The sequence below is a fragment of the Streptomyces sp. WY228 genome, from assembly GCF_019287315.1.
In the GTDB taxonomy this organism is placed as follows: domain Bacteria; phylum Actinomycetota; class Actinomycetes; order Streptomycetales; family Streptomycetaceae; genus Streptomyces; species Streptomyces caviscabies.
This window is the reverse complement of the sequence record NZ_CP079114.1, coordinates 6,956,973-6,974,842: the sequence shown is the minus strand read 5'-3', so window position 1 is coordinate 6,974,842 and position 17,870 is coordinate 6,956,973. Positions and strand designations below refer to the sequence as shown.

Below are 17,870 nucleotides of genomic sequence, written 5' to 3'. Positions count from 1 at the left end.
TCAGCCGCGCGGGCGGTGAGGGCTTCGCCCCGCGCTCAGCCGCGCGGGGGCTCTCCGAAGAGGTCGACCGCGTTGCGCACCTCGCGCAGGGCCGCGGCCAGCGCGCTCACCGAGCCGATCGCCCCGGCGATCAGCAGCAGGGAACGGCGCATCCGGGGGATCTCCGGCACGCCGCTGACGGCCATCGCGTCCAGGGCCGCCAGCTCGTCCTCGGCGATCGGCCGGTCGGGGAATTCGGCCCGGAGCCCGGCCAGCTCCCGGCGGAGCCGGGACACGGCCATCCGCAGCTCGGCCACTCTCGGGTCCTCGCCGCTGCCGGTCAGCCGCTTCTGCCCCACGCTTCGCAACACAGCACTCCCCCTCGCACGTCCTTGTGCCGGTGTGACCCCCGATCCCGGGTGGTGGCCAAGTCCCCGGGTTCGCCCGCAAGTTAACGCCATGACAGGCAGTGCGCGCCAGCCCACGGAAAGAAATCAGGGTTACCCCTGAGGGTGACATGCGTGTCGCGTGTGCGAAGGGCTCAGTGGTATCCAGACCCCATGGTTACGGACATGGCTACGAACACGCGCTCCACGGCGAAGAACCCCAAGGTCGCGGGGTTGCTGCTGGCCGCCGGAGGGGGCCGTCGGCTCGGCGGCCGGCCCAAGGCGCTGCTGGAGCACCGGGGCCGCCCGCTGATCGAGCACGCGGTGCGCTCCCTGCGCAACGGCGGCTGCGGCCCGCTGCACGTGGTGCTGGGCGCGGCGGCCGACGAGGTGCGGGCCCGCGCGGACCTTCCGGCCTGCGCAGTGACGGTGAACCCGGACTGGGAGGAGGGCATGGGCTCCTCGCTCCGCCTGGGCCTGGCCGCGCTGAGCGGGACGGACGCGGATGCGGCGCTCGTTCTCCTGGTCGATCAGCCGGGAATCGGGGCAGAGGCGGTGGCGCGGGTGCGTCTGGCGTACCGCTCACGGGCGAGCCTGGCGGCCGCCTCGTACAACGGGGAGCGGGGCCATCCGGTGCTGTTCGGCGCGGACCGGTGGACGGACATCGCCGCGGGGGCGGTGGGCGACCGGGGCGCGCGGGTCTATCTGCGGGAGCACCGCGATGCGATCACGCTCGTGGAGTGTTCGGATGTGGCCGAGGCGTACGACATCGACACCTCGCAGGATCTGAAGCACCTGGAGTGACCGGACGGACCCGCGTGCCGTCCACCGTCCGTGGCCGCGCTGGCACGCTGCGCCGCCACCCGTCCGTTTCTGTCGACCCGGAGAATCTCGACATCAACAAACCATTGAACTTCCACCATGAGGAAACTACTATCCACTGGTCAGAAGCCCTCTGAACCTCAGACGGCGCCCACGGCCGTATCTCGGAGCCATGGCACGCCGTGCCGTATCAGGCGACCCGGCGGCCATGACGCCGCCGCCCGCTGAAGGAGTGACAGCTCATGTCCGCACCAGCGCCGTCCACGCTGGCCATCGTCGATGCCGAGCCCCTGCCCCGGCAGGAAGAGGTCCTGACCGACGCGGCCCTCGCGTTCGTGGCGGAACTGCACCGGCAGTTCACTCCGCGCCGCAATGAGCTGCTCGCCCGGCGCGGGGAGCGCCGCGCCGAGATCGCCCGTACCTCCACGCTGGACTTCCTGCCCGAGACGGCGGCGGTCCGCGCGGACGACTCCTGGAAGGTCGCGCCGGCTCCGGCCGCGTTGAACGACCGCCGGGTGGAGATCACCGGTCCGACCGACCGCAAGATGACCATCAACGCCCTGAACTCGGGCGCGAAGGTCTGGCTCGCCGACTTCGAGGACGCGTCCGCCCCCACGTGGGAGAACGTCGTCCTCGGCCAGCTCAACCTGACCGACGCCTACGAGCGCCGCATCGACTTCACCGACCCGAAGTCCGGCAAGTCGTACGCGCTGAAGTCCGCCGACGAACTCGCCACGGTCGTCATGCGCCCGCGCGGCTGGCACCTGGAGGAGCGCCACCTCCAGCTGGACGGCGTCTCCGTGCCCGGTGCGCTGGTCGACTTCGGCCTCTACTTCTTCCACAACGCGCAGCGCCTGATCGACCTCGGCAAGGGCCCGTACTTCTACCTCCCCAAGACGGAGTCGCACCTGGAGGCCCGCCTCTGGAACGACATCTTCGTCTTCGCCCAGGACTACGTCTCCATCCCGCAGGGCACGGTCCGGGCCACCGTCCTGATCGAGACGATCACCGCCGCGTACGAGATGGAGGAGATCCTCTACGAGCTGCGCGACCACGCCGCCGGGCTGAACGCGGGCCGCTGGGACTACCTCTTCTCCATCGTCAAGAACTTCCGTGACGGCGGCGCCAAGTTCGTCCTGCCGGACCGCAACGCGGTGACGATGACCGCCCCGTTCATGCGGGCGTACACCGAACTCCTGGTCCGCACCTGCCACAAGCGCGGCGCGCACGCGATCGGCGGCATGGCCGCCTTCATCCCCTCGCGCCGGGACGCCGAGGTCAACAAGGTGGCCTTCGAGAAGGTCAAGGCCGACAAGGACCGCGAGGCGGGCGACGGCTTCGACGGCTCCTGGGTCGCCCACCCCGACCTCGTCCCGATCGCGCTGGCCTCCTTCGACGCGGTCCTCGGCGAGAAGCCGAACCAGAAGGACCGGCTGCGCGAGGACGTCTCGGTGGCGCCCGGCGACCTGATCGCCATCGACACCCTCGACGCCAGGCCCACCTACGACGGCCTGCGCAACGCCGTCGCGGTCGGCATCCGCTACATCGAGGCCTGGCTGCGCGGCCTGGGCGCGGTCGCCATCTTCAACCTGATGGAGGACGCGGCCACCGCCGAGATCTCCCGCTCGCAGATCTGGCAGTGGATCAACGCGGACGTGGTCTTCGAGAACGGCGAACACGCCACGGCCGACCTGGCCCGCAAGGTCGCCGCCGAGGAACTGGCCGCGATCCGCGCGGAGATCGGCGAGGAGACCTTCACCGCAGGCAAGTGGCAGCAGGCCCACGACCTCCTGCTCCAGGTCTCCCTGGACCAGGACTACGCGGACTTCCTGACGCTGCCGGCGTACGAGCAACTGCGCTGACCCGTCACGACGTACGAACACCGCCCCCGGCACCGCACGGCGCCGGGGGCGGTGGTGTTCCCGGCCGGGGTCACGTGCCCAGCCGCGCCGCCCGCTCGGCTCGTCGGGCGAAGACCTCGTCCTTGGCCTCCGCCATTTCCCGCAGGGCCGCCTTACGCTCCCGCTGGGCGAGCCGGTCCAGGTAGAGACGCCCGTGCAGATGGTCCGTCTCGTGCTGGAGGCACCGGGCGAAGTAGCCCCGGCCCTCGATGACCAGCGGTTCGCCGTCCTTGTCACGGCCCCGCACGACGGCACGGTCCGGGCGGGGCACCACACGGTAGGGGCCGGGCACGGACAGACAGCCCTCGGATTCGTCGACCAGCCGACGGTGTTCGGCCGGGATCTCGTCCAGGACCGGGTTGGCGATGTGTCCCACGTGGCGCACCCCCCAGTCGTCCGTGATGTCCCACACGAACAGCCGCAGGTCCACGCCGACCTGGTTGGCGGCGAGCCCCGCGCCCTCGGCCACCCGGTTCGTGGCGAACATGTCGTCGACCAGCCGGGCGAGTTCCGGTGTGCCGAACTCGGTGACCTCCCGGCACCGCCGCCGCAGGACGTCCTCACCGACCACGGTGATGCGGCGCACCGTGCCCCGTTCGGCCTCCGGCACGAACCGCGGAAAGGAATCGACGGGGCGGCCCTGCACCCGCACTCGACGGTCCTGAGAGGAGTCGTCGTGCCGAACACCCATGGAATATCAACGCCTTTCACGCGCGTCCGCCCGAACGAGGCCGGGATACCGGCCCGTTGCGGACCGACTTGACCGAATGCTTTGCAAAGTAGCACTCTTTGCAAAGTGATTGATGAGAACCGTCCACTGGCCTCCGCCCGCCGCCCGCTTCCCGACCATCCCGTACGGGTGGCGCTGCTCGATCTGCTCGCCGAGCTGGGCACGGTCACCTCGACCCAGGCCGCCGCCCGCCTCGGACACAGCTCCGGTCTCTGCTCGTTCCATCTGCGTCAACTCGCCAAGCACGGCCTGGTCGAGGAAGCTCCGCACAGCGGGGGGCGCCGCAGGCCGTGGCGGCTTCGCTGGGAGTCGTCGGACCGGCCCTCCGGGCAGGAGTCGCCGGAACCCTCCGAGGAGTCCTTCGACGCCGTGGTCCACCTCACCCCGCAGGAGACGGCCGAACTGGCCGCGTCCGTCCGCGCCCTGCTGGCTCCCTACCGCGAGCGCGACCGACAGCCCGCCGAGCGTCCGGCGGGCTCCATGGCGGTGGCCGTGGTCGCCAGGTTGTTCCCGTTGCCGACCGAGGAAGAGGGCCGGGGCCGTATCTGAGCCGGGCGGCTCAGCGGCCCCGCCCCCTCACGTCCACACCGCTCCCAGCGCCACGAACCCGCAGATCAGGACGGACAGCACGGCCAGCAGCGGCCAGACGAACCGCAGGTATCTGTCGTAGCCGATCTTCGCCAGGGCCACCCCGCCGATGGTGACCGCCGTCGTCGGGACCCAGAGGTTCATCCAGCCGCTCGCCGCCTGCCAGGCGGTCACGACCACGGCGCGGGAGACTCCGGCGAAGTCGGCGAGCGGGGCCAGGATCGGCATCGCCAGGGTGGCGTGGCCGGAGGTGGAGGGGATGAGGAAGGCGAGGGGCAGGTTGACGAGGAAGACGAAGACCGCGAAGAGCGCCGAGGAGGTGCCCGAGACCGCTCCTTCGATCGAGTGCAGCACGGTGTCGGTGATCTGCGCGTTGTTCATGATGACCGTGACACCGCGGGCGAGGACGATGACCAGGGCCGGGGAGATGAAGTCGGCCGCGCCCTGGATGATCGTCGCGCTGAGCCGCTGCTCGCCGAACCGGGCGACGACGCCCACCAGGACCGCCGCGACCAGGAACAGGGCGGCCAGATGGGGGAAGGACCAGCCGAGTTCGAAGCCGTACGGGGTGGCGTCGGCGTCGCCGGTGAGGGCGCTGGACCAGGGGACGACCGAGAAGATCATGAAGGCGAAGACCAGGCCGACCAGGACCAGGACGATCTGGTGCAGTCGCGTCAGCTCCGGGGGCTCCGCCGCGTCCGCCGCGTTGTGTTCGCGATCGCCGGGGAGGAAGCCGGAGAGCGAGCGGTCGGGGTTCTCGCGGACGCGGTTCGCGTACCGGACGACGTAGGCGATCGTCACCGCCGTCAGGACCACCCACATGATCGCGCGCAGCACGATGCCGTCGCCGAGCGAGATATCGGCGGCGGAGGACGCGACTCCGGTGGCGAAGGGGTTGACCGTGGAGCAGAGCACGCCGATGCCCGCGCCCAGGATGATCGTGCCGGTGGCCACCATGCGGTCGTAGCCGAGGGCCAGCATCAGCGGAATGATCAGGCCGTAGAAGCCGAGCGTCTCCTCCGCGAAGCCCTCGACCGTACCGAGCAGCGCGAAGACCAGCATCACGCCCACGATGAGCAGCGCTCCGCGGTCGCGCAGCCGGTGCGCCAGGCGGCCGATGCCCCGGTCCAGGGCGCCGGTGGCGAACACCACGGTGATGAAGGCGCCGATGGCCAGCACGAAGAGGAAGACGCCCGCGCTCCCGTACAGTTCGCCGGCCAGGTCCGGGCCGACCTCGCCCGTCTTCGCGTCCTGGACGCCGTAGAGCCCGTTGACCGGGGAGAGGAAGAGGTCGTTCAGGCGGTCGACGAGGCTCTGGTCGGAGTCGACCCGGTGGTAGGTGCCCTGGACGGGTGCGCCGTCCTCGTTACGGTCGTAGGCCCCGGGCGGGATCAGGAAGGCCAGGGCCCAGACGGCCAGGGTGACGACCGCGAGGATCGTGAGCGCGCTGGGGAAGGTGAACTTCTTCTTGGCCGGGGGCTCTTCCTCCGGTGCGGGTCTCGTGTCCGCCGCACTGCTCATGCGGCACCCCCTGCGGAGTCGGCGGCCTTCGCCGGGCCGTTGACCAGCGGGGGCGGGCCACCGCTCGCGACGAAGGCCGGCTCGCTCGCCCGGCCCTCCCGGAGGCAGGCCGGACTGTCGGTCGCGGGTTCGCATCCGGGGCCCATGTCGCCGGGGGTGACGGTGAGAGGAATTCCGGACGGGCGCAGGGACTCCGGACGGGTGACGAGCGGGCCCCGCGCCTCCCTGGGGTCCTGCTCGGGGTGGAAGCGCAGATGCGGTTCGGCGCGGGCGTACGGGACGACGGCGGAGGGAATGGCCGTCAGCCGTCCCCTGTCGGCGATCAGCCCCTCCATCAGCGCATCGGCCCGTGTGCCCAGGTCGTCTCCCCGGTCCATGGTTCAGCCCCTTCGGTCCGCCGGCCCTTCCGGATCAATGGACCACAGGGTGTGCGGGGCCGCACGCCTGGAAGGCGGATGCCGCGAGCGGTCTCAGTCCGTCAGGACCACCGTCGGCTGGGCCGAGAAGTCGCCCCACTTGCCGTCCGGAAGCTTGGCCCTGAGCTTGAGCGAGTAGCGGGTGCCCGCCGGGTCCGGGAGGTTCAGGCGGTAGGTGGCCCGACCCTTCGGGGGTGTGCCGCCCCAGACGATGGTGGTGGTCAGCTTGCCGTTCAGGTAGAGCTCGTAGGCGGGGATCACACCGCCCGTGTCGGGCTGGTCCCAGGACAGGTCGAGGGTGAACTCCGCGCCCTCCTTGCCGATCTCGGTGCGCAGACCGGTGGGGGCGGTGCTCGCGGGCGCGCCGGGGGCGGACTCGGTGGTGAGGTCGAACGCGTTGCTGTCGGCCGAGGACTTGTCGGAGGCGTCGCGGGCCCGGACGGTGAAGGTGTAGACGGTCCCGGGGCGCAGGCCCGTCACCTTCGCCGAGGTCTCGGTGCCCGCGACGCTGTGGATCCGGGAGTCCTCCTGGTAGATGTCGTACGAGGTGACGCCGACGTCGTCCTTGGCCGCGCCCCAGGTGAGGGTGGCGGCGCGGCTTCCGTCGGCGCGGCCCGCCAGCTTCGCCGGGGCGGTGGGAGGCGTGTCGTCCTTGGGCGGGGTGGCCTGGGTGGTGACGGGGACGGCCTTGCTGGGCGCGGAGAGGTTTCCGGCCGTGTCCTTGGTCCGGACGCTGAAGGTGTAGTCCGTCGAGGCCGTCAGCCCGTCGACGTCGATCATGGTCTTGGTCGCGGGGACGCTCTTGACCTTGGACTTTCCCCGGTAGATCTCGTAGCCGGCGACCTTCTCGTCGTCGGATGCGGCCTTCCACATCACGTGCACCGAGGTGGAGCTGCTGGCCTGGGCGGTCACGCCCTCGGGGGTGCCGGGGGGCTGGGTGTCGGCTTCGGCGGTACCACCGCAGGCGGAGAGGAGGGGGGCGAGGAGCAGGGCGGAACAGGCCAACGCGGCAGATATGTGGGGGCGTTGCACGGGGGTGCCTTCCATCCGGACAGCAATGGTCCAGACCTGTATGACATGGCGTGGGGCCCTCCGACAAGAGTCCGGCCGGGAACCTTCCGCTATGTGCCGGGTTGCGTCGCCCGCCTCGCGGTCCGGGCGGTCGGTCGGCCGGCCGGCCGATGAGTTTCCGGGGGTGGAGGGGTCTGCCCTGTATGGATACGCACGAGACTTCCGCGTCGGCCTCCGTCCCGCTGGACCTGGCACCGGCCGCCCGGCGGATCGCCGGGCTGCTCGGTCCGGTCGACGACGGGCGGCTGCACGGCCCCACCCCCTGCCCCGACTACACCGTACGGGAGCTGCTCGGCCATCTCGCCGGGCTCGCCGCCGCCTTCCGTGACGCCGCCCGCAAGGATCTCGGCGCGAGCACCGCCGCCTCTCCGGACGCCGCCCTGCCCGTCCTCGACGACGACTGGCGAGAGGCGCTGCCCCGGCGGCTGGAAGAGGTGGCGGCGGCCTGGCGCTCCCCCGACGCCTGGACGGGCATGACCCGGGCGGGCGGCGTGGAGCTGCCCGGTGAGGTGGCCGGGGCGGTCGCGCTCAACGAACTCGTCGTCCACGGCTGGGACCTGGCCCGGTCGACGGGGCAGCCGTACGCGGCGGGCGAGGCGGAGCTGCGGTCCTGCGCGGCCCTGCTCGCTCCGGACGAGGACGACCCGGACCGCGGGGGCATCTTCGGGCCGCCGGTCCCGGTGCCGGACGGTGCCCCGCTGCTGGACCGGGTGATCGGCCTCAGCGGCCGCCGTCCGGACTGGCGGCCCCCGGGCGGCTGAGGGCAGCGGAAAGAGAGACGGAGAGCGGCGGAGAACGGCGGAGACTGGGCCCGTCCGGGTCGGCGTGCCTCGGCCTGTCCCGGCGTGCCGCACGGTTTCGTTCAGGTGCCTCTCTCACCGAAAAGTGCGTTCTTCCCGTCGGCCGATCCACCCGCCTACGGTTTCCAGGACACGGGAAGAGACCGCTGGGAGCACCCTCATGACCATCCTCAGGACATACGCACGCCTCTGGACCGACGACCTCGACCAGGCACTGCCGCTGCTGGAGGAGCTCACCGGCGAGCAGCCCCACCTGCGGCTGGCCTTCCACGAGATCGGCCTCGCCGCCATCGGGAACTTCCTGGTCATCGCGGGACCGGCCGAGGAGCGCGCGCGGTACGGTCATGCCTCCGCGACGGTCGTCGTCGACGATCTCGACGCTCTGCAGGCCACCCTGAAGTCCGCCGACGCCACGGTCACCACCCCCGAGACCGGCGGCCCGACGGGGCGGTTCCTCTACGCCCGCCATGCCGACGGAGCGGAGATCGAGTACGTCGAGTGGACGCCGGAGCTGATCCGCAGGATCATCCGGCCCTGACCACCGCGACCGCCGCGCGCGGCCGAAGCGCCCCTCAGCTGGTGAAGAACTCCGTGATGTGCGCGGCCACCTGGTCGGCCCGGGTCTCGTGCATCCGGTGGCCGCCCGGGACCGTGATCAGCCGGCAGTCCGGGATCAGGGAGGCCACATCAGCCTGGCGGTGCTGTTCCATCGTGCTCTCCGGGCCACCGGTGATGATGAGCGTCGGGGAGACGATGTCGCCGAGGGCCTCGGCCGCGTCCGGGCCCGGGTCGGCGAGCTGGTCCCGTACGGCGGGCACCGCGTTCTCGTCGTAGTCCACCGGGCCCTCGGCCCGCCCCGCCGGCCCCGGGTCGCCGGGGAACGGGGCCGGGGTCTCCACCAGCACCAGCCGCTCCACCCGGTCCGAGTGCTCCTCGGCCAGCAGCCGGGCGACGACCCCGCCCATGCCGTGGCCGACGAGGCCGACCCGGTCCAGCTCCAGTTCGTCGAGGAAGCCCACGACGTCCTCGGTCATCAGCTCCAGGTCGTAGTCGTCGGGCCAGTCGCTCTCGCCGTGGCCGCGCAGGTCCAGGGCGAAGACCCGCCACTCCTGGCCCAGCAGGGCGCCGGCCGCCTCCCAGTTCGCGGCCGAACCGCCGAGGCCGTGCAGCAGCACGACGGGCGAGCCGAACGCATCGCCCCAGGTCCGGTAAGCGAGGCGCACATCGCCGACATCCACAACAGACTGATCTTCCATGCCCCTGACGCTACAGCCGACGGACCCCGGCCGGCTCCCTGACCCCGGCCCGCGGCCCGGCGCCGGCCTGGCAGGCTGGGCGGGTGAAGCACTTCGTCCGGGCCCTGCGCCCGCCCCTCGCCGCCACGCTCCTCACGGCCGCCGCACTCGCCGGCTGCTCCGCGTCCTCGTCGAAGGCTCCGGACGAGGGGCTGAACGACCCGGCGAAGAAGCGGATCGCGATGCGGCTGGTCTCCAGCGCGGAGAACTCCTCGCTGGACTGGGAGGCGCAGTACCCGTACATCGAGGACATCGGGGACGGACGGGGGTACACGGCGGGCATCATCGGATTCTGTTCCGGCACCGGTGACATGAGGGAGGTCGTGGAGCGGTACGCGAAGGCGCGCCCCGGCAATCCGCTGGAGCGGTTCCTTCCGGCGCTGCGCGCGGTGGAGGGCAGCGACGCGCACACGGGGCTCGGCCGTCCGTTCACCCGGGCCTGGGCGAAGGCGGCCGACGACCCCGCCTTCCGCGCGGCGCAGGACGCGGAGCGCGACGCCCTGTACTTCGGCCCGGCGGTGCGGCGGGCCGAGCGGGACGGGCTCGGGGCGCTCGGCCAGTTCATCTACTACGACGCGTACGTGATGCACGGCGAGGGCGACACGGAGGGCACGGTCGGCTTCCGCACGATGCGCCGCGAGGCGATGGCGGCGGCCAGGACGCCCGCGCGGGGCGGCGACGAGCAGGCGTATCTGAACGCGTTTCTCGACGCCCGGGTCGCCGCGATCGGCCGGGAGCCCTCGCACACCGACACCAGCCGGGTGGAGACCGCGCAGCGGGTCTTCGTACGGGAGGGGAAGCTCGGGCTGGAGACGCCGTTGCGGTGGAAGGTGTACGGGGACGTCTACCGGATCGGCTAGGAAAGTCCGGCGACCGGCGCCGGTCGCCCGACACGCCCCGGGGCCGACGTCGCCGGAACACGGCCGAAGCCCCGTGCGGGGCACGGGGCTTCACCGGACGGCGGGCAGCCGGTACGTCAGTGCGCGCCCACCCCCGCGGCCGCGGGCACCACGTGCTCGCCGTGCGCCGCCTCCTCGTCCTCCGTGTCCGGCTTGCGGCCGAAGTGGTTGAAGGCGAGGTTGAGCACGATCGCCACCACACAGCCGGTGGAGATGCCCGAGTCGAGGACGACCAGCAGGCTCTCCGGGAAGGCGTGGTAGAACTGCGGCGCGGCGATCGGGATCAGGCCGATGCCGAGGGCCGCCGCCACGATCAGCGCGTTCTCCCCCTTCTCCATGGCGGCGGTGGCGAGGGTCTGGATGCCACTGGCCGCGACCGTACCGAAGAGGACGATGCCCGCGCCGCCGAGCACCGGCAGCGGTACGAGGGCGATGACCGAGGCCGCGACCGGGACCAGGCCGAGGACGATCAGGATCCCGCCGCCCACCGCGACGACGAAACGGCTGCGGATCTTGGTCATGGCGACCAGTCCGACGTTCTGGGCGAAGGCGCTGCACATGAAGCCGTTGAAGAGCGGGCTGATGGCGCTGCCGAGGGTGTCGGCGCGGAGCCCGCCCTCGATGATCTTCTCGTCCGCCGGGCGGCCGACGATCTTGCCGAGGGCCAGCATGTCCGCCGTGGACTCGGTCATGCAGACGAGCATCACGATGCACATGGAGATGATGGCGGCGATCTCGAACTGCGGGGCGCCGAAGGCGAACGGGGTCGGGAAGCCGACGACGTCCGCGTTCTTGATGGCGCTGAAGTCGGTGATGCCCGCCGGGATGGCGATCAGGGTGCCGATGACCAGACCGAGCAGGATCGCGATCTGCTGGAGGAAGCCGCGCAGCAGCTTGCGCAGGGCCAGCACGATGACCAGGGTCACGGCGGCCATGGTGATGTTGGTCATCGAGCCGTAGTCGTCCGCCGTGGCGTTGCCGCCCTGGGACCAGTTGAAGGCGACCGGGAGGAGCGAAACACCGATCAGGGTGATCACGGTGCCGGTGACGACGGGCGGGAAGAAGCGGACCAGTTTGCAGAAGTACGGGGCGAGGACGAAGCCGAGAAGACTCGCGACGATGATCGCGCCGAAGATGACGGCTATCCCGTCGTGCCCCCGGTCCTTGCCTATCGCGATCATCGGGGCGACCCCGGCGAACGAGACGCCGTTCACGAAGGGCAGCCGGGCGCCGACCTTCCAGAAGCCGATGGTCTGGAGCAGGGTGGCGATGCCCGCGGTGAACAGGCTCGCCCCCATCAGGAAGGCGGTCTCCTTGGCGGTGAGGCCGACGGCCGGCCCCACGATGAGCGGCGGGGCCACCACGCCCGCGTACATGGCGGCCACGTGCTGGAGGCCGCTGGTGAACATCTTCAGCGGGGGAAGGGTCTCGTCGACCGGGTGTTTCCGGTCGTCTCCCGGGTCCACGGCGGTGTCGGCCGTCGCGTCGGGGGCGGCTGCGTCTGCGTCTTTGCGAAACCTGGGCTCAGCGGCCACGGCGGTTCCTCCGGTCGGTTACGCGTCGTCGGCGACGCGGGTGTCAGGGAGGTGATGCGTAAGTGGTGCGGCGTTGCTTGCGGCTCTCTCAGGTGGTGCAGGTCGTGCAGGTCGTGCAGTGGAGGGGGGGTGCGGAAAAGGGCGCGCACGGGGGTGTGTGCGGGCAGCGTTCATCACCGGTCCGGCGGGCGCGCGCCATGGGGCGCGCGTCCGCCGGACCGGCTGCCGTGGGCCCCGCTCGGGTCCACGGCGGCCGGTCTCGGGCCGTCCCCCTCGACCGGCCGGTCGGGGATACCGCCCGGGGTCAGGCCCCGGCGGCGATCTGCGCGAGGCGGCGGGCCTCGTCGCGGGTGACGCGGGCGATGGCGTCCTCGTCCACCGTGGTGAGGTGGTTGCCCTCGACGACCGGCTTGCCGTCGACGAGGGAGAGGGTCACCGGGGCGGCCGCGCCGAAGATGAGCGCGGTCACCGGGTCGGCGATCGAGGAGTGGGCCAGGGTGTCGAGCTTCCACAGGACGAGGTCGGCGAGCTTGCCGGCCTCCAGGGAGCCGATCTGGTCGGCGCGGCCCAGCACCTGGGCCCCGCCGAAGGTCCCGAGGCGCAGGGCCTGACGGGCGTTCAGGGCCGCCTCGCGGTGGGCGCCGAGGCGGTTGATGAGGAGCGCGTTGCGCAGCTCGGTGTGGAGTTCGCCGGACTCGTTGGAGGCGGTGCCGTCCACGCCGAGGCCGACCGGGACGCCGGCGGCGAGCATGTCGGGGACCCGGGCGATGCCGGCGGCGAGGCGGGCGTTGGAGGACGGGCAGTGGGCGACGCCCGTTCCCGTACGGGCGAAGGCGGCGATGTCGGAGTCGTTCATGTGGACGCAGTGCGCCATCCACACGTCGTCGCCGAGCCAGCCGGTGGACTCGAAGTAGTCGGTCGGGCCCATCCCGAACAGTTCCTTGCAGAACTGCTCCTCCTCGACGGTCTCCGAGCCGTGGGTGTGCAGGCGCACATTCTTACGGCGGGCCAACTCGGCGCCCTGGCGCATCAGTTCGGTGGACACCGAGAACGGCGAGCAGGGCGCGACGGCGACCTGGGTCATCGCGTCGAAGGAGGCGTCGTGGTGCGCGTCGATCGTCGCCTCGGTGGCGGCGAGCGCGCCGTCCAGGGTCTCGACGGCGAAGTCCGGCGGCAGGCCGCCGTCCTTCTCGCTGCGGTCCATGGAGCCCCGGGCGAGGGTGAACCGTACGCCCATCTCACGGGCGGCGCCGATGATCGCGCCGGACAGGTCGCCGGAGTCCTTGGGGAAGACGTAGTGGTGGTCCATGGCGGTGGTGACGCCGCCGCGGGCCATCATGGCCAGCGAGCCCTGCGCGGCGGCGCGGGCCATCGGCTCGTCGATGCGCGCCCAGGTCGGGTAGAGGGCGACCAGCCAGTTGAAGAGGTTGTGGTCGGTGGCCAGGCCCCGGGTGATCCACTGGTAGAAGTGGTGGTGGGTGTTGACCAGGCCGGGGGTCGCGAGGTGCCCGGTGCCGTCGATGCGGCGGACGACGCCGGTCAGGCCCTCCGGCGCCTTGCCGGCGCCGATGGACTCGATGCGGTTGTCCGCCACGACGATGTACCCGGACGCGTACTCCGTGTCGTGGGCGTCGACGGTGGCGATCGAACAGTTCTCGATGACGATGCGCTGAGGGTCTGCCGAAGCTGCCATGGCGCTTCCTTCTTCTCTCTGTGGCGATGTGGGCACGGCAGGACCCTAGGAGGATTTGAGTGCCACAGCGGTGCGGCTGTGGGTGCCGAGATGGTGGAAGAACAGGTTGAGCACGACCGCGACCAGTGCTCCCGCGCTGATCCCGGAGCCGAGGACGGTCTGCGCCCAGGCCGGGAAACCGGCGTAGAAGGTGGGCGCGGCGAGCGGGATGATGCCCGCGCCGAGCGCGACGGCCACCAGGATGATGTTGGAGCTGTCGTCCAGGCCGGCCTCGGAGAGCGTACGGATGCCGCTGACCGCGATGGAGCCGAAGAGGACGATGCCGGCGCCGCCGAGGACGGGCATGGGCACGAGCGAGACGACCGCGCCGAGCACCGGGAAGGCGCCGAGGATCAGGAGGGCTCCGCCGGCCGCCGCGACGACGTATCGGCTGCGGACGCGGGTGAGCGAGACGACGCCGACGTTCTGGGCGAAGGCGCTGGTGGGGAATCCTCCGAAGACCGGGCCGAGGAGGGTGGCGATGCCGTCGGTGCGCAGGCCGCGGGTGATGGTGCGGCCGTCGGTGCGGCGGTCGCAGATCTCGCCGAGGGCGAGCATTCCGGCCGAGGACTCCGTCATCAGGACGAGCATGACGATGCAGAGCGAGAGGATCGCGGCGGGCTGGAACTCCGGCGCGCCGAAGGCGAAGGGGGTCGGCAGGGCGGCGAGCGGGGCGGACTTCAGCGCGGAGAAGTCGGCGAGTCCGAACGGGATCGCGGCCAGCGTGCCGACGAACATGCCCACCAGCAGGGCGACTTGCTTGAGGAAGCCGCGGCCGAAACGCTGGACGAGCAGGATGACGACGAGCGTGAAGGCGGCCAGCGCCAGGTACTTCATGGCGCCGAAGTCGTCGGCGGTGGCGTCGCCGCCCTGCGCCCAGGCGACGGGCACGGGCATGAGGGTGACGCCGATGAGGGTGATGACCACGCCGGTGACGAGCGGCGGGAAGAAGCGCAGCAGTCTGCCGAAGAACGGTCCGACGGCCAGGCAGAAGACTCCGGCGACGAGCACCGCCCCGTAGATCGCGGGGAGTTGGTGGCCCGGTGCGCTGGTCTCGGCGATGGCGAGCATCGGCGCGATCCCGGCGGAGGAGGCGGCGTTGACGAAGGGGAGCCGGTTGCCGGCGAAGGGGCCGAGGCCGATCGTCTGGAGGATGGTGGCGAGTCCGGCGATCAGGAGGCTCGCCGCGATGAGCCGGGTCATGCCGGCGGTGTCCAGGCCGACGGCCTGGCCGATGATCAGCGGAGGGGTGACGACGCCCGCGTACATGGCGGCGATGTGCTGGAGAGCTGCGGGGACGAGCCGCGCGGGAGGAAGCTTCTCGTCGACCGGGTGAACTGCCGTGTCGGCGGCGGTGGTCGGTGAGGTTTTGCCTGGGCCTTCTGCCGGCCCCGTTGCAGGCTGTGCCATGGGATTTCCCTCCGGGATGACCGGCCGCCGTCCGGCTGTGGACGGACGGCGGCCGGTTCAGTGCCGCGTCAGAGGTTGGTCATGTCGACCGGGATCTTCGGCTCGACGCCGTCCCGGAGCACGGTGGCCTCGATCAGACCGTAGGGACGGTCCGCCGCGAAGTAGACCTCATTGTCGTTCTTGAGGCCGAACGGTTCGAGGTCCACCAGGAAGTGGTGGTTGTTCGGCAGCGAGAAGCGGATCTCGTCGATCTCGCTGCGGCTGTTGATGATGCGCGAACCCATCTGGTACAGGGTCTGCTGGAGCGAGAGGGAGTACGTCTCGGCGAAGGCGTGGAGCATGTGCTTGCGCGCCTGCTCGTAGGACTTCTCCCAGTTCGGCATGCGCTGTTCGTCGCTGGTCCAGTTGTAGCGCCAGCGGGCGGAGACGTCCGTCGCCAGGATGCGGTCGTACGCCTCCTTCAGCGTCGTGTACTTGTCCTTGACGTAGCCCCAGAACTCGGAGTTGGTCGAGTTCATCACCGTGAGGTCCTTGAGGCCCGAGATGACCTCCCAGTTCTCACCGTCGTAGGTGATCTGGGAGACGCGGGTCTCCTGGCCCTTGCGGACGAAGGAGTGCTTGACCTCGTCGGCGCCGATGAACTTGGAGTTGCCGTCGGAGGTCGCGATGCGCTCCCAGCTGTACTCCTCGATCCGGATCCGGGCGCGGTGGATCGGCTCCTGCGAGGAGACGAAGTGCCGGGCGAGGTGGATGCCGAACTGCTCGGCGGACTCGATCCCGTGCTCCTTGGCGAACGCGAACACCGTGTTCTTGGTGGTGTCGGTCGGCAGGACGTTCGCGTTGGAGCCGGAGTAGTGCACGTCGTCCATGTCGCCGGAGAGGGCGACCGAGACGTTCAGGTCCTTGATGTGGTGGGTGTCGCCGTCCCGCGTGATCTTTACGACGCGGTTCTCTGCTTTGCCGTACTGGTTCTGGCCGAGAATCGTGGGCATGTCGGTGCTAGCTCCCTCGGTAAACGGAGTAGCCGAACGGGTTGAGCAGCAGCGGTACGTGATAGTGCTCGCCCGGCACGACCGCGAAGGCGATCGTCACTTCCGGGAAGAACGCGCCGCTGTCCCTTACGCGGGGGGCGTCCTGCTGCGCCTCGGCTTGCTTCTTGGAAAAGTACGTCTCGGTGTCGAAGTCGAGACGTACGTGGGTCGTTCCTTCCGGCAGCGCCGGGAGGTCCTTGCAACGCCCGTCCGCATCGGTCGCGGACGCTCCGAGCGTCACGTACGGCGCGTCGCTTCCGCTGCGGGCGGCGAGCGAGACGGCGACGGACGCGGCGGGGCGGCCGATGCTGGTGTCCAGGATGTGGGTGGACACCGATGCGGTCGTGTCGGTACTCAAGACCGTCACTCTCCTAGATCTCAAGAGTCCTGTGCGGGAGCGCCCTCTGCGAGGGTCTCCGTCACGAGACGGGTCAGCCGGATGCGGTTGATCTTGCCCAGTTCGGTGCGCACGATCTCCTGCTCCTGCTCGGGCGAGTTCCCGATCCGGGACTTCACCGCGTCGCGCATCTGCTCACCGGTGGCGCCGGTGGCGCAGATCAGGAAGACATGTCCGAACCGCTCCTGGTAGGCCAGGTTCAGTTCGAGCATCTCGGTCTTGAGCTCCTCGGAGACGCCGGCCATCCCCCGCTGCTCGCGGGAGGAGGTCGGGTCGCCGGGGATCGGACGCCCGATCGGCGGGTGGCCTGCCATCGCTTCGGCCAGGTCCGCCGCGGTGAGCGTCGCCATGGCGGCGTCGCTCGCGGAGAGCAGGGCTTCTTCGGTGGCGTACGGACGCCCGGCGAGGATGGTGTTTCCCCAGGTCGCACTGGCACACACCTCGTGCAGCGCGGGAGTGGCCTCGCCGTCCGCCAGGGTGTTGAACCGGGTGAGGCCCGGTGTGGAGCTCGAAGTCACGGGAGCCTCCGTGGCTGTTTTTCGCTGTGCGTTGTTCGGGCTGCGGATAGCTAACGCCCTCCGCAACACGACGTCAACACTTTGTTGAAATCTCGCGAACGAAGAAAGCCGCCGTCCCGGCATGCGGACGGCGGCTTTCCTGTGCGTTCGGCGGGTTCGGCCAACTACTCACCCTTGGCCGAATGTTCTCGGTTGAGGTAGTTGTACACGGTGAATCTGGATACGCCCAGAGCACCGGCGACGGTCTCCACTCCGTGCCGTACGGAGAAGGCACCGCGTGCCTCCAGGGTCCGGACGACGCTCTGCTTGGCCTTGCGGTCCAGGTCGGCGAGCGGCATCCCGTGCCGTCGCTCCATCGCGGCGAGGATGTGGTCCAGCGAGTCGGAGAGCTGGGGCAGCCGTACGGCTATGACGTCCCGGCCCTCCCAGGCGAGCACCACATCGTCCGGCTCGGCCTGCTCGGGGCCCAGCAGCTCGGCGCCCATCGCGTCGACGAGCGGCTTGACGGCGGAGACGAGAGGGTGATCGCCCGCCACCGGGGGGTGATCGGCGGATGCGGTCATGCCACGTCCCCCTCGATCACGTTCACCTGGAGCGAGACCCTGGTGGCGCCCGAGGCCAGGGCCTGCCGCAGCAGGGCGTCCACGGCGGTCAGCACCTCGTCGGCGCCGCCTTCCGCGGTGTTGCCGAAGGGGCCGACGTCGACGGCGTCCAGCTCGGCGCCCTGGATCACCTCGCGGGCCACCACCGCGTGGGTGGGCGCCTCGTCGAGATCGAACGGCTCGGTGGTGAATTCCACCCTCAAGCGCACTGTGCCTCCATGGTGTCCTCGCCCGGGG

20 protein-coding genes are annotated in these 17,870 nt (G+C 70.8%); 6 read left to right on the top strand and 14 right to left on the bottom strand.

Annotation, left to right across the window (positions count from 1 at the left end; all coding sequences use genetic code 11):
• Positions 1–35: 35 nt before the first annotated feature.
• Positions 36–338: a DUF5955 family protein gene (locus tag KV381_RS30540; protein ID WP_032790627.1), complete on the bottom strand. Its 303-nt coding sequence runs from the start codon at positions 336–338 to the stop codon at positions 36–38.
• Positions 339–539: 201 nt separating this feature from the next.
• Between KV381_RS30540 and KV381_RS30535 the strand changes: the two genes are divergently transcribed.
• Together KV381_RS30535 and aceB are read left to right on the top strand one after the other, a co-directional pair.
• Positions 540–1,169 carry an NTP transferase domain-containing protein gene (locus tag KV381_RS30535; RefSeq protein ID WP_373461162.1) on the top strand — a complete coding sequence of 210 codons (630 nt, stop codon included), beginning with the start codon at positions 540–542 and terminating at the stop codon, positions 1,167–1,169.
• Positions 1,170–1,429: 260 nt separating this feature from the next.
• Positions 1,430–3,049, top strand: a complete 1,620-nt coding sequence (aceB, locus tag KV381_RS30530) for a malate synthase A (protein WP_098026246.1) — start codon at positions 1,430–1,432, stop codon at positions 3,047–3,049.
• Between the two features lie 70 nt (positions 3,050–3,119).
• Here the strand turns inward: aceB and def are convergent, their stop codons facing one another.
• Positions 3,120–3,779, bottom strand: coding sequence for a peptide deformylase (gene def, locus KV381_RS30525; protein ID WP_030084027.1), 660 nt, complete (start codon positions 3,777–3,779; stop codon positions 3,120–3,122).
• A gap of 105 nt (positions 3,780–3,884) precedes the next feature.
• On the opposite strand from def, the gene KV381_RS30520 reads away from it, so the two are divergent.
• Positions 3,885–4,367 (top strand): helix-turn-helix transcriptional regulator, encoded by a 483-nt coding sequence (locus KV381_RS30520; protein WP_030084025.1) that lies wholly within the window; start codon positions 3,885–3,887, stop codon positions 4,365–4,367.
• 27 nt (positions 4,368–4,394) lie between these two features.
• Here KV381_RS30520 and KV381_RS30515 read toward each other — a convergent pair whose 3' ends face one another.
• The 3 genes from KV381_RS30515 to KV381_RS30505 form a co-directional block, all read right to left on the bottom strand.
• Complete coding sequence (locus KV381_RS30515) at positions 4,395–5,927, bottom strand: YfcC family protein (protein WP_218786795.1); 1,533 nt, start codon at positions 5,925–5,927, stop codon at positions 4,395–4,397.
• Complete coding sequence (locus KV381_RS30510; protein ID WP_218786794.1) at positions 5,924–6,304, bottom strand: hypothetical protein; 381 nt, start codon at positions 6,302–6,304, stop codon at positions 5,924–5,926. The genes KV381_RS30515 and KV381_RS30510 overlap by 4 nt, the downstream gene beginning before the upstream one ends.
• Before the next feature lie 93 nt (positions 6,305–6,397).
• The gene (locus tag KV381_RS30505; protein WP_030084019.1) at positions 6,398–7,390 is read right to left on the bottom strand and encodes a fibronectin type III domain-containing protein; all 993 of its coding nucleotides are present in this window, start codon (positions 7,388–7,390) and stop codon (positions 6,398–6,400) included.
• Between the two features lie 167 nt (positions 7,391–7,557).
• On the opposite strand from KV381_RS30505, the gene KV381_RS30500 reads away from it, so the two are divergent.
• Together KV381_RS30500 and KV381_RS30495 are read left to right on the top strand one after the other, a co-directional pair.
• The gene (locus KV381_RS30500) at positions 7,558–8,175 is read left to right on the top strand and encodes a TIGR03086 family metal-binding protein (RefSeq protein ID WP_218786793.1); all 618 of its coding nucleotides are present in this window, start codon (positions 7,558–7,560) and stop codon (positions 8,173–8,175) included.
• Between the two features lie 199 nt (positions 8,176–8,374).
• Positions 8,375–8,752: a VOC family protein gene (locus KV381_RS30495; protein WP_086779988.1), complete on the top strand. Its 378-nt coding sequence runs from the start codon at positions 8,375–8,377 to the stop codon at positions 8,750–8,752.
• 34 nt (positions 8,753–8,786) lie between these two features.
• Here the strand turns inward: KV381_RS30495 and KV381_RS30490 are convergent, their stop codons facing one another.
• Positions 8,787–9,470: an alpha/beta fold hydrolase gene (locus KV381_RS30490; RefSeq protein ID WP_086779989.1), complete on the bottom strand. Its 684-nt coding sequence runs from the start codon at positions 9,468–9,470 to the stop codon at positions 8,787–8,789.
• 83 nt (positions 9,471–9,553) lie between these two features.
• Between KV381_RS30490 and KV381_RS30485 the strand changes: the two genes are divergently transcribed.
• Complete coding sequence (locus tag KV381_RS30485; protein ID WP_086779990.1) at positions 9,554–10,369, top strand: chitosanase; 816 nt, start codon at positions 9,554–9,556, stop codon at positions 10,367–10,369.
• A 116-nt stretch (positions 10,370–10,485) separates the two neighbouring features.
• Here KV381_RS30485 and KV381_RS30480 read toward each other — a convergent pair whose 3' ends face one another.
• The 8 genes from KV381_RS30480 to KV381_RS30445 form a co-directional block, all read right to left on the bottom strand.
• The gene (locus KV381_RS30480) at positions 10,486–11,943 is read right to left on the bottom strand and encodes a nucleobase:cation symporter-2 family protein (RefSeq protein WP_030084010.1); all 1,458 of its coding nucleotides are present in this window, start codon (positions 11,941–11,943) and stop codon (positions 10,486–10,488) included.
• 304 nt (positions 11,944–12,247) lie between these two features.
• On the bottom strand, positions 12,248–13,636 hold the full coding sequence (locus KV381_RS30475; protein WP_030084009.1) for an 8-oxoguanine deaminase: 1,389 nt from the start codon (positions 13,634–13,636) through the stop codon (positions 12,248–12,250).
• Between the two features lie 45 nt (positions 13,637–13,681).
• On the bottom strand, positions 13,682–15,085 hold the full coding sequence (locus KV381_RS30470; RefSeq protein ID WP_030625217.1) for a nucleobase:cation symporter-2 family protein: 1,404 nt from the start codon (positions 15,083–15,085) through the stop codon (positions 13,682–13,684).
• A 68-nt stretch (positions 15,086–15,153) separates the two neighbouring features.
• Positions 15,154–16,077, bottom strand: a complete 924-nt coding sequence (gene pucL / locus KV381_RS30465; protein ID WP_030084004.1) for a factor-independent urate hydroxylase — start codon at positions 16,075–16,077, stop codon at positions 15,154–15,156.
• A 7-nt stretch (positions 16,078–16,084) separates the two neighbouring features.
• Entirely contained in the window at positions 16,085–16,474 is a 390-nt protein-coding gene (gene uraH / locus KV381_RS30460) for a hydroxyisourate hydrolase (protein WP_018514694.1), read from the bottom strand.
• 20 nt (positions 16,475–16,494) lie between these two features.
• On the bottom strand, positions 16,495–17,031 hold the full coding sequence (gene uraD, locus KV381_RS30455) for a 2-oxo-4-hydroxy-4-carboxy-5-ureidoimidazoline decarboxylase (protein WP_030084001.1): 537 nt from the start codon (positions 17,029–17,031) through the stop codon (positions 16,495–16,497).
• A 164-nt stretch (positions 17,032–17,195) separates the two neighbouring features.
• On the bottom strand, positions 17,196–17,594 hold the full coding sequence (locus KV381_RS30450; RefSeq protein WP_030083999.1) for a helix-turn-helix domain-containing protein: 399 nt from the start codon (positions 17,592–17,594) through the stop codon (positions 17,196–17,198).
• Positions 17,591–17,842 (bottom strand): hypothetical protein, encoded by a 252-nt coding sequence (locus KV381_RS30445; RefSeq protein WP_078611212.1) that lies wholly within the window; start codon positions 17,840–17,842, stop codon positions 17,591–17,593. The genes KV381_RS30450 and KV381_RS30445 overlap by 4 nt, the downstream gene beginning before the upstream one ends.
• Between the last annotated feature and the right edge of the window lie 28 nt (positions 17,843–17,870).